This window comes from Acidobacteriota bacterium (assembly GCA_009691245.1).
Lineage (GTDB): Bacteria > Acidobacteriota > Terriglobia > 2-12-FULL-54-10 > 2-12-FULL-54-10 > SHUM01.
In genome coordinates this window covers 1-12,038 of record SHUM01000079.1, presented here as the reverse complement: position 1 = coordinate 12,038, position 12,038 = coordinate 1, and the positions used below count along the sequence as shown (strand labels likewise).

Here is a 12,038-nt window from a genome sequence, read left to right as displayed (position 1 = left end):
GAATACGTTCCTCCAATACGTTCCAGTAATCAGCGTTCCGGCGGGATTTACCAGCGACAATCTTCCGTTCGGAATCACCTTTCAGGGTCGGCCCTATAGCGAAGCAACTATGATCAAGCTGGCTTACGCTTACGAGCAGGCCACCCACCACCGGAAGATCCCAAGCTCCACCCCGCCTTTGGAGGAAAGACCGTGAGAAAAGCAGGAAGACAGGAAGCGATTGTATGAGCCAACGAAAGCCACCGGAACGTGAACAAACTCGGGTGTCCCTATCGTAAATTCCATCGGGTTGAAATGATTGAAGTTATCGTGGTGTCCTGATACGCTTTCTGGCATCATGAAAACCTTCTTTTCCTTCCTCTTTTCTTCTCTTCAAACGTTTCTGGCGTCGCGTGCCAGTCTGCAGTTGGAGATTGTTGCTTTGCGGCACCAGTTGAATGTATTGCAAAGAAGCCAGCGAGGCCGAATTCAGCTTAATCGTTCTGATCGCCTTTTGTGGGTTTGGCTATCAACAGTTTGGTCGAGTTGGCGGTCTGCTCTCGTGATCGTCAAACCCGATACGGTTCTTGGGTGGCATCGAAAAGGTTTTCGCTTGTACTGGACATGGAAATCCAGAGGTTGCCGACCGGGCAGGCCAGAACTTTCGGTTGCGGTTCGATCCCTTATCCGCAAAATGAGACTGGCGAATCCGACCGGGGGTGCGCCGAGAATTCACGGCGAGCTGCTAATGCTGGGATTCGAGGTTTCGGAAACTTCGGTCGCTAAGTACATGGGCATGCATCGCAAGCCTCCGTCTCAAACTTGGCGGACTTTCCTGAAGAACCACGCCCAGCAATTGGTCTCAGCTGATTTCTTTATCGTGCCCACCCTAAACTTTCGGCTCCTGTACGTTTTCGTGGTGCTGGAACACCACCGCCGTCGCGTCGTCCACTTCAATATTACGGCCAATCCCACGGCGGAATGGGCGGCCCAACAAATGCGCGAAGCCTTCCCGTTCGATACGGCTCCAAGATTCTTGATCCGTGACCGAGACAAATGTTACGGCAAGATCTTCCGCGAAACGGTACAGTCAATGGACATAGCAGAAGTCCTGACGGCTCCACATTCCCCTTGGCAAAACGGCTACGTGGAACGGTTGATTGGCTCGATCAGGAGAGAATGTCTCGACCACTTCTTGGTGTTAAACGAAACTTCCCTGCGGAAGATCCTGCGGTCGTATTTTCAATATTACGAAAGAGCGAGAACCCATCTTGCACTGGAGAAAAACGCTCCACAGCCACGAGAGGTATTCAAGCCCGAACGCGGTCGCGTAGTGGAGTTCCCTGAAGTTGGCGAACTCCACCATCGCTACGAAAGAAGAGCAGCTTGATCAAAACCGCGCAACGGTAGAAAGGAATAATTGAATTTCAGATAGGACCAGATGGCAGAAGCCTGCCCAACGTTACACGCGGTTAACCGGCAATCAAATCTGCGCAGCTTCCCGAAGAGAAATTCTTTCCAGAACGCTGCGCTTGAGGTAGACTTTGAACGTAAATCTCGCACCGTTTCTTCACGACAAAGTTTTCGGTAGGGACAACCTCCGCGTGCGCTGCAAAGATCGACTCGGCGGCCTCCTCAAATACTATCACCGAGAGGCCGCATGAGTTTTTTGACCATACGGGACACCGTTCTTTGCCGGTGTCCACGCGGCGATCGCCTCCTCGCTCAGCCAGATCGTGACGTCGCCGCGGCGCCTGAGGCCACGCTCGTACTCCCTCCAGTTCCGGATTCTGTATTTGGTCTTGTACTTGCGGTTGACTCGGCTCGACTTCCCCGCGGCCATGACGTTGCCCCCCTCGATCTCCATGATGGATCGGGACACCGAGCCATTACTAGCGGGGGAGCCTAGGTTGATTCATGCACCAACGCCTCACCCCGTGCAAATCCCGCGTGAATTTATTCTGTAATAGAAATGTCTTGTACTTTATAATGCCCCGCAGGATGCGGGTCCGCTTGCGAACCATTTTAGAGTCCCCCGCAATGAGAACCGGCAAGAATGGAGATTCCCGTGATGAAACGAGTAACACGCTCACTAGTTATCTCACTGGCAACCATCGCGATGTGGCTGGGCGGCGGCGATGCGTTCGCATGGCAGAATGGCCCTGGTGGCCCGGTGGATCAGGAGCGGAGCTGCCTGGCGCTCGAAAACCTGGCGAACCTGACCATCCTTTCGGCGAAGGTCATCGAGGCCAAGGGCTCGACGCCGCGCTATTGCTACGTGCGCGGACTTATCTCGCCCGCCATTCACTATCATGTGCAGCTCCCCTTCGCGGATAAATGGAACGGCCGCTTCCTCATGTGGGGCGACGGCGGACAGGACGGCGACCTGGATTTCGCCGACCATCGCCTCGCCCAGGGCTATGCCGTGGCCAACAGCAATTCGGGACATGACGAAGGCTCGGAGCCGGGCTCGACCTACGCCTTCAATAACCGGCAGGGCGAGATTGATTTCGCTTACCGCGCTGTGCATTTGACTGTCAACGCCGCGCGCACCATGGTGGAAGCCTATTACCGCAAAGCGCCGCAGCGCTCCTATTTTGAGGGCTGCTCCACCGGAGGCCGCCAGGGTCTGATGGAAGCGCAGCGCTTCCCGGACGACTTCGACGGCATCGTTGCCGGAGCCCCGACCAACTTTACGGTGGAAAATACAGTCAACCGCCTGGCCATTCTGCAACGGCTGTTCCGCGAAAATTTCGCCGCCAATCTGGCCAGTGACACGAACGGCGACGGCTCGCTCGATAGCATAAAGAAAGTCGAAATGTTGCGCGACGCGGTGCTCAATAAATGCGACGCCATGGATGGCATCCGCGATGGCGTGATTGACGATCCACTCCGCTGCACTTTTGATCCTAAGGTGGAGTTTGCCGCGCAGACATGCTCAGCCAATGCCAACCGCGCCGACTGCTTCACCAGCGCGCAGTTGCAGTCGATCGAGGCCATCTATCAGGGAGCGCGCGACAGCAAGGGACGGCGCATCCATAAAGGTCCGGCGTTCGGCTCTGAGGCGGCCTGGGAGCGTCAGATTATTCCTCATGCCGGAAATAAATTGCTTCCCGACGGCCTACAATCCTCCGGCGACCGCCTGAATTATATGTTCTATGAGAACGATCCGGGAGTGCCGCCGGCGGATTTCACCGACATCAACCAGAAGCTCGACAAGAAGAAGCTGTCGCCGGAATGGGGCTGGTGGGAGTTCAACGTGGATGATCTGGCCAACGGCCGCGGCAAGCTGATCATCGATATGCTGGACGCCAAAGACCCCAACCTCAGCAAATTTCTGAAGGCGCGGAACGGCAAGTTGATCCTCTATCACGGCTGGGCCGACCCGCAGGTCTCACCGGAGCCGACGGTGGATTATTATAAGGATGTGCTGACCACCACCTTCGCGGCGGACACCCAGGCCGGACGCGAGCGCGCCCGGCTGTTCATGATTCCAGGCATGGGTCACTGCGGCGGCGGGGCCGGGCCGAATACATGGGACAAGCTGGCTCCGCTGGTGGATTGGGTGGAGAACGGCAAGGCGCCGGAGCATCTAGTCGCCACGCATGGCGCCGATGGCAAGGTGGACAACGAGCGCAAAATTTGCGCGTATCCGCAGCGCGCCGTCTATAGCGGCCCGGCAGGCGGCGAGAACGATCGCGCCAACTGGGTGCAAGGCAACTTCACCTGCCGTTGAGCGAACAATGGATTGGAGATCAGGAACCATGAAGAGCCTTCAAGCGGCTGTGCACAATTTACGGCATCGTAAGGCCGGGCTTGTGATGATGACGGCAGTGATGGCCGTCGCCGTCTCTGTCCTGCAATTTGGACGTATGGAATTGCCGCCAGCGGGCGGCCACTTGCCACGTGGAGCGAATGCTCACACCGGCGGCCCCAAACTCATCGCGGTAGCCGAACTGCCTGAAATGGACGGGCAGATGTGCGAGTGGTCGCCCGCGAGTTATACCGCAACGCAAATCACCGCCACGACCCAAAGCCGCACGCAAACCGCTCTATCCGATTCGGCGGCAGCGGCCAAGCGGCGGCCCGTGCGCGTGATTCGCGATTCCTATCCTGCGTTCAGTTCTGTCGCCGTGGACGCCAAGAACAATGAAGTGGTGGTAACCGACGAAAATCTCTTTCAGATATTGGTTTACAATCGCGATGCCGCAACGCCGCCGCCCACCAGCTTCAGCGAGCCGAAGCGCATTCTGGGCGGATCCAACACCAAGATCGAATTTCAGTGCGGCCTCTATATTGACCCTGATAGCGGAGACATCTATGCGGTCAACAACGACACCGTGGATACGCTGGTGATCTTCAGCCGCGAGCAGCGCGGCAATGCGGCTCCGGCGGCGGAGCTGAGGACTCCGCACGGAACGTTTGGCGTTGACGTGTCGGAGGAGCGCAAGGAGATGTTCCTTTCCCTACAGCATTCCAACGCCATTGTGGTGTTCGACAAGAACGCCAGAAACCGCGATGTGCCGCTGCGGCTGCTGCAAGGGGATAAGACCCGCCTAGCCGATCCTCACGGAATTGCCGTCGATACCAAGCGGGGAGTGCTCTACGCGACGAACCACGGCAGCTTCCGGGAGTTCAACCGCACCACCGGCGACATCACTCAGACTGGAATGTATCAGGGGACATTTAGCACGGCCTCCACGTGGCCGGCGGAGCGGCGGATTCCTGGCACGGGGAAAACATTCCCCTCATCAATTACCGCGCATGACATCGTGGCGCAGGGGAACACGCCGCCGCTGCGCGTCCTCTCTGGAACGAAGACTCAGTTGAATTGGCCCACTGGATTGTCGGTTGACAGTGAGACAGGAGAGCTTTACGTAGCCAACGACATGGGCGATTCCATTCTGGTTTTCGCGCCTGACGCGACGGGCGATGTGGCTCCGCTGCGGGTGCTGAAAGGCGCGCTAACCGGCTTGCGAAATCCCACTGGAATCACACTCGACCGCAAGAACGGCGAGCTGTGGGTGGCCAACTTTGGCAACCACACGGCGACGGCGTACAAGCTGGGCGCTGCCGGCAATACGCCTCCGCTGCGGACCATTCGCAGCGGGCCCGCCGACGAGCCGGCGCTGATGATCGGCAATCCCGGCGCCATCGCCTACGACGCCAAGCGCGAGCAGATTCTAGTGCCGAACTGAGTGGCGCATCCGCAGATTGCGGCCTTCGCCAGGTTGGCGGAGGGCAATGAAAAGCCTGTCCGAAAAATCGAAGGACAGTCCACCATGCTGGGGCGCACCATGCACGGCATTGTCTACGACGCGCTTCGCGACGAGTTCTATGTCCCGCAGCCGTTCGCGCAGGCCATCCTGGTTTTTCGCGGCGGCGCCAGCGGGGAGGAAAAGCCGCTGCGCGTGATTCAAGGCTCGGCGACCCGGCTGAGCAATACGGATAAGGTGGAGATCGACCCGGTCAACAATGAAATATTGGTGTCGGAAGACGCTGTGATCTTGGTGTTTGACCGGCTGGCCAACGGCAACGTCGCGCCCAAACGACATCTGACCATGCCCGGTGAAATCGACATTGATGCGGTGTCAGTTGACTATGTGCATAACGTGATTGTGGCCACCAATCCCGCCGGATCAGCAGAAGAGAAATATCCACGGCTCCTGTTTTTGAATCGCACCGACCAAGGGGATGTGACTCCGCTTCGCGTCGTAGGCGGCAAGAAGACACTGTTGACCGGTACGTTCGGGATGCGGGCGTTCCCCTCCAAGGGGCTGGTGCTGGTGGCCATGTCGGGGCCAAGCACGGCCGGTCCGCACGACGGATCGTTTGTGGGAGTCTGGAGCACCACGCAGGACAATGGCGATGTGGCTCCGCGCTGGACCATCGGCGGGCCGTTCGGAGAATTGAAGCAGCCGCGCGGCATTGACCTGGACTTAAAAGGCAAGAACGTCATCATCTCCGACAAAGTGCTGAACGCGGTTCTGACTTACAACTTCCCGGAGATTTTCTGATGATCAGCAGGCCCACTGGCAAGAATCAAGGGCTGCTCCCGGAATTCATTTAAGAATGGCGGAATGCCCATGCAGCGACAACGGTTTCTCCTGGGACGCACCTTCTTCCTGTTTGTCTTGCTGCTTGGCACCGTGCGTGCGCAAACTGAATTTCAGGTCGGCCTCGAAGCTTTTCAAAAACGAGACTATGCCACCGCGCTGAAGGAATGGCGTCCGCTGGCGGAGGCGGGCGACGCCGACTCCCAGTTTCGTTTGGGTTCGCTGTATGGCGGAGGCTTGGGCGTTCCGCAAGATACCGCCGAGGCAGTGAAGTGGTACCGCATGGCGGCCGAGCAGGGCGTTGTCGAGGCGGCCAACATACTCGGCGTTACCTACCAGATGGGGGGCCGTGGTTTTCCAGCCGATTTCGCGGAAGCCCTGAAATGGCATCGCGTGGCCGCCGAAATTGGCTCGGCGAATTCCCAGTATGCGGTCGGCCTCGCCGCGCAAGCTGGCAGCGGCGTTCCCGCCGATTATGTCGAAGCGGCAAAGTGGTTCCGCCTAGCCGCCGAGCAGGGTCATGGGGATGCCCAACTAAATCTGGGAATCTTGTACTCGGGCCTGCGCAACAGCGCCTCCCAAAGCATTACGGAAGATTTCCCGGAGGCGATTAAGTGGTACGAGAAAGCCGCTGACCAGGGCATCGCGCAGGCTCAGTTCAATCTCGCGCGCATGGTTCAAAACGGCGTGGGTACGGAGAAGAATCTCCCGCTGGCGGTACAGCATTACCAGAAGGCATTTTCTCTCGGACTGGTGGCTGCGGCTTTTGACGTCGGCGCATTTTTTGAGTATGGCCGCGGCGTTCCCGCCGATCGCAAGGAAGCCGCCAAATGGTATCAGGCCGGCGCGGACGGCAGGCACGCTGGTTGCCGTCTTTGGGTGCGGGCGGAAAGCGGTGATGCCCAGGCGCAGGTTGAGCTGGGCGACATGTATCTGGGCGGGCAGGGACCACTCCAGGACTATGAGGCCGCCGCGCAGTGGTTGCAAAAGTCAGCCGCCAGGGGAAATAGCCAGGGCGAATTTAATCTCGCCGTACTTTACAGCGGAGGACTTGGAGTCCCCCAGGACGACAACCTGGCGCGCCAGTGGATCGCCAAAGCCGCCGTTCACGGAAACGTGCCCGCCGCATTGTGGGCCGCCGGCGAACGCGGAAACGTCCAGTCACAATTCAATTTGGGCATGATGTTTCTCGCCGGCAAGGGAGTCCCCGCCAGCCGGGAGCAGGCGCTGTCCTGGCTCGGCAAGGCGGCGGAGCAGAAGAACTCCGCGGCGCAGTACCAGGTTGCAATGCTGCATCATCAAAGCGGGGAAGCGGGCGAAGCGGCGAAATGGTATCAATTGGCCGCCGGGCAGGGAGTCGTCGGCGCGCAATTCAATTTGGGCATGATGCTGGTCCAGGGCATTGGCGTCCCGCAGGATATGGTTCAGGCATACGCGTGGTTTCTGCTCGCCGACGAGCAGGGGATGGAGCGCGCCGCCTTCGCCAAAAAGCCGCTGGGAGAAGCGCTGTCTCCGACACAGATCGAGCAGGCCACCCAGCTCGCCGGGAAATTGCGGACTGCCCGGCCAGCATCGAGCAAACCACCCGCCGCGAAGCCGTAACCGCCAACGTTCACGCGAAAATATTGCGGCGCGATGGCTGGGGCAATGTGCTAGCATCGGGCAAGTCAAATTCAACTAGCTCAAGCTATATGTGTAGAAGATATGAGAGGTCAGAAGGAGGCAAGTCATGCGCAATGGAATCAGTTCCATAAACCGGATGGTCAGGGGTGGCGTGTTTAGTCTTTGGGTGATCGCCATGGCGTCCAGTGTGAATCTGGCGGCGCAGAATACCGCGAGCATTTCCGGCGTGGTCAAGGATCAGACCGGCGCCGTATTGCCCGAGGCCAAAGTGGTGGTTTCCAATGTGGAGACGGGCAACGTGCGCACCACGGTAGCAGCCGGCAATGGGGCGTTTCGCGTGACCGCGCTCTCCGTGGGAGCCTATCAGGTGGAGGCGTCCCTGGCCGGCTTCCAGTCCACCATCCAAAAAGGAATTACACTTACCATCGGCAGGGATGCGGTGGTCGATTTCACATTGAATGTCGGCGACGTCACCACGCAGGTTACGGTTACCAGCGAAGCCCCGCTGATTGATACCACCACGTCCACGGTGGGCGGCACGATTGATGAGACGCAGATGCGCGAAATCCCCTTGAACGCGCGCAGCTTTATCGAGTTGGTGCCCTTGAAGGCCAACGCCGTCATCGCCGAGAGCGGACAGCAGAATGCGTCCAAGGGTTTTGGCAAGAAGCTTTCCATCGGCGGCACTCGTTACAACATGAATAGCTTTTTGCTGGACGGGGCGGACATCAACGACTCGCTGAACGTGGCCGGCAGCGCCGCCGGGAATATGGCTGGCGTGGAAACCGTGCGTGAATTCAAGGTGATCGTGAACGCCTATGACTCCGAGTACGGCCGCCACTCCGGCGGCGTGGTCAGCGCGGTCACCAAATCCGGGACCAACGAACTGCATGGCTCCGTGTTTGAGTTCATGCGCAACAGCAAGATGGATGCGCGCAGCTTCTTTGATCGCGATCCCTCGCAGCCCCTGGTGCGCAGCGATCCAGCTCCCTACAAGCGGAATCAATTTGGATTCGCTGTGGGCGGCCCGGTGCGCAAGGACCAGACATTCTTATTTGGGAGCTTTGAAGGACTGCGGGAAAGGAAGTCCACCACCAACACGTTCAACGTGCCCGGCATTCTGATGCGCTCTGGGACCATACCGCTGGCGGCCGCGGCGTGTACCACGGCCGGGGGCGCTTCCCGAGTAGCGGCCAATGGATCGAATCTATGTACGCTGGCCATCCGTCCCGCCATGCGGTCTTATGTGGAAGCCTATCCGCTGCCGAACGTCACTTGCGCCGGAGCGACTTGCCAGGGGCCGCTGGATCGCGCGGATGGCACCGGCCAGATCTCCTATGCGCAGGGGGAGAGAACCAATCAGAATTACGAGACCGTTCGCCTGGATCATCGTTTCTCGGATTCCGATTCCTTCTTTGGCCGCTTTACCATTGACGGCGCGGACCAGCTCACGCCGGGGTTCTCCACCGATGAGAACTCCACCACCGCGAACCGCTTCAACACCATTGAAGAAACCCATATCTTTTCCGCCACGCTGCTGAGCAGAACCCATTTCTCGTTCAACCGTACCAACATTCAGGGGTTCGACACCCTCCAGGACGGCTTCCAATACCCCAATGGATTCGATAGCTTCGATGGCTCCGGAATTCTCGGCAAAATAACGGTTACGGGTCTAGCGGGCTGGGGTGGCAGTTCCACCAACCCTAAAAAGCAGATCCAGAATGTCTTTCAGTTCAAGGAAGACATCAACTGGAACAAAGGCCGCCACGCGCTGAAGATGGGCATGAATTTCGAGCGGTTCCAATTCAATAACCGCGGCGATTTCAATTCCGGCGGCGTTTTCGCATTCAGCAGTCTGCCGAACTTCATGCTCGGCACCGTCAATACTTTCAACGTGCCGGCGCCGGGTTCAGACAACTACCGCGGACTGCGGCAAAACTTGCTGGGTCTGTACTTGCAGGATGATTTCACTCTGAAGCAGGGACTGACTCTGAACCTGGGCCTGCGCTACGAGATCATCTCCGTGCCCACCGAGGTGAACGGCAAGATCGCCAACATCCGGGACATCAGCGTCCCGCACATCTACTCGGAGACGCCCGCCACCTCGAACGTCGGAGATCCTTATTTCAAAAATCCTTCCTTGAAGAATTTTGCTCCCCGCGTCGGATTGGCCTGGGATCCATTCCAGACCGGCAAGACCTCGATCCGTACTGGATTCGGAATCTTCGACGTGCAGCTTCTGGGGGACCTGTATCGCAGTCCCATCGTGCGCGGCGCGCCGTTCTTCTCCATCGCCACGCTCTCCGCGCCGTTTGCGATTGATTTTCCCAACAGCTACATCACTCAGCAGGCCACTTTGACGGGAGGCGGCGGAGCGCCCCAGTACGACGGCATGGAATATTTCATCAAGCGGTCTTACGCCATGAAGTGGAGCTTTGAAGTGCAGCAGCAGTTGACCAACACGGTAACCGTGGAAACCGGCTACACGGCCACGCGCGCGCTGCGCCTGATGCGCGGCTCCGTGCAACTGAACGCCACGCCTTCGGTGGTGCTGCCCAATGGGCAAACCTATTACCGCATTGATCTGCCTCTTCCCAACCGAGCCTACAACCGGCTGCGCTGGCGACTGATGGACGGCACCTCCGATTACCATTCCTTCAAGATCAACCTGACCAAGCGATTCAGCCACGGATTCCAGGTTCAGGGGGCGTATACATTCTCGAAAGCCACCGACGACTCTTCCACCTGGAACGGCCCGGATTACGACAACGACATCGCCGGGTATGGACGGGACAAGATGCACGGGCTGTCTTCCTACGATGTGCGCAATAGCCTGTACTCAAACTTTGTGTATGATCTGCCCGGCGGCAATCTGACCGGCGCCACTGGCAAGCTGCTCGGCGGATGGGGAATCAGTGGCCTGCTCCGCCTGAATAGCGGCGTTCCGTTCAGCGCGGGCGCCAGCCAGCCGCAGCTTGCCAACCCCACCAAGGCCCTGGAGTTTGTTTCCGGCTCCACCATCAATCTGAATCCGGGAGCGGAAACCAATCCCACCAATCCCCAGCGGTCGGCGCGCGAATTTGGCTATTTTGACGTCTCCAAATTTAGCTGGCCGGCAAACTTCCGCAACGACCCTTCGCTGGCGAATGTTCCCGGATTGGGCAACCTGGTCGCTGCGGGCAACCTGGGACGCAATACTTTGATCGCGCCGGGCATCGCCACCTTCGACGTTACATTGACCAAGGACACGCAGCTTTCCTGGCTGGGGGAAAGCGGCGGCCTACAGTTCCGCGCGGAGTTTTTCAACGTGTTTAACCGCGTCAACTTCGGACTGCCTTCAACCAATACTTTTAACAATACGGGTGGACCCGTTAGCAGCGCGGGGCAGATCACCTCCATTCGCAACAATCCGCGGCAGATTCAGATGGCTCTGAAGCTGATTTTCTAACGGGGATAATGCAGATTATTTTGCAAAAGAACTGGTTAGTACTCGAATTGATTTACAAAGGAGTGATGCAACAATGAAACGACGGATGGTAAGCGTTTTGCTGCTTTCATTTATCCTGGTCCCACTGAATTCCCCGTGGGCACAAACCACCCTGCCCACCGAGGTCGCCAAGTTCGGCTATGCCGATATGGTGCTGTTGAACGGCAAGATCGTCAGCATGGACGATCATGGCGTCAACACCAACGTCGGCAACACCTATGAAGCGATGGCGGTCAAGGGGAACAAGATCATCGCCCTGGGCACTTCAGAAAAAATCAAGACACTGGCCAACGCGGACACGAAGTCGTTTGATCTCGCGGGCAAGATGGTCATGCCCGGCATCATCGAGACGCATTCGCATCTGTACGGCGGCGGTCAGGCCGCGGCAGCCTTGGGGATCAAAAGTCCCGATACTGGCATCCAGGTTTCGGTGATGGCCGGCAAGGACCTGGAGACTACGCGCATGGCGATTGAGAACGGCATCCGCGACGCGGTCAAGAAAGTGAAGCCCGGCGAATGGGTGGTGGTCGGCGTGCGGCCCAATCCGGCGGAAGACGTTAGCAGCCGGCAGTTGCGAGTGTGGGCGGTGGCCGAGGATATGGAGACCCGCGCGCGCATTGACCGAGTGGCCGACGCCAATCCGGTGATCGTGAAAAACGATACGCGCGCCAACCTCAATTCCATGGCTATGGAACAAGTGATGAAGGTGCTGCCCACCTTCGACATTTTCCTCGATCAGGCCATGGGCGCGCAGTATACCGAAGCCTCCAAAAAAGGTTTGGTCGGCTCACAGGAACAAAGCGCCATCCAGTGGGAAATCTGGTATCGGAATCAGCCGCTGAGCTTGCTGGCAGAGATGGTGCGCAGGCAACTGGAGATGACCGCGGCCTATG

At 58.3% G+C, this 12,038-nt stretch carries 7 protein-coding genes; all 7 read left to right on the top strand.

Annotation, left to right across the window (positions count from 1 at the left end):
- The first annotated feature begins 337 nt into the window (after nt 1–337).
- Complete coding sequence (locus EXQ56_13940; GenBank protein MSO21526.1) at nt 338–1,369, top strand: transposase; 1,032 nt, start codon at nt 338–340, stop codon at nt 1,367–1,369.
- A gap of 666 nt (nt 1,370–2,035) precedes the next feature.
- Nucleotides 2,036–3,715, top strand: a complete 1,680-nt coding sequence (locus EXQ56_13935) for a tannase/feruloyl esterase family alpha/beta hydrolase (protein ID MSO21525.1) — start codon at nt 2,036–2,038, stop codon at nt 3,713–3,715.
- On the top strand, nt 3,585–5,177 hold the full coding sequence (locus EXQ56_13930; GenBank protein ID MSO21524.1) for a hypothetical protein: 1,593 nt from the start codon (nt 3,585–3,587) through the stop codon (nt 5,175–5,177). The genes EXQ56_13935 and EXQ56_13930 overlap by 131 nt, the downstream gene beginning before the upstream one ends.
- Nucleotides 5,178–5,996, top strand: a complete 819-nt coding sequence (locus EXQ56_13925; GenBank protein ID MSO21523.1) for a hypothetical protein — start codon at nt 5,178–5,180, stop codon at nt 5,994–5,996.
- Between the two features lie 63 nt (nt 5,997–6,059).
- A complete protein-coding gene (locus EXQ56_13920; GenBank protein MSO21522.1) occupies nt 6,060–7,637 on the top strand; it encodes a sel1 repeat family protein in 1,578 nt (525 codons plus the stop codon).
- A gap of 127 nt (nt 7,638–7,764) precedes the next feature.
- On the top strand, nt 7,765–11,106 hold the full coding sequence (locus tag EXQ56_13915) for a TonB-dependent receptor (protein ID MSO21521.1): 3,342 nt from the start codon (nt 7,765–7,767) through the stop codon (nt 11,104–11,106).
- A gap of 73 nt (nt 11,107–11,179) precedes the next feature.
- Nucleotides 11,180–12,038, top strand: an 859-nt coding sequence (locus tag EXQ56_13910; protein MSO21520.1) for a hypothetical protein, incomplete at its 3' end; no start/stop codon positions are given.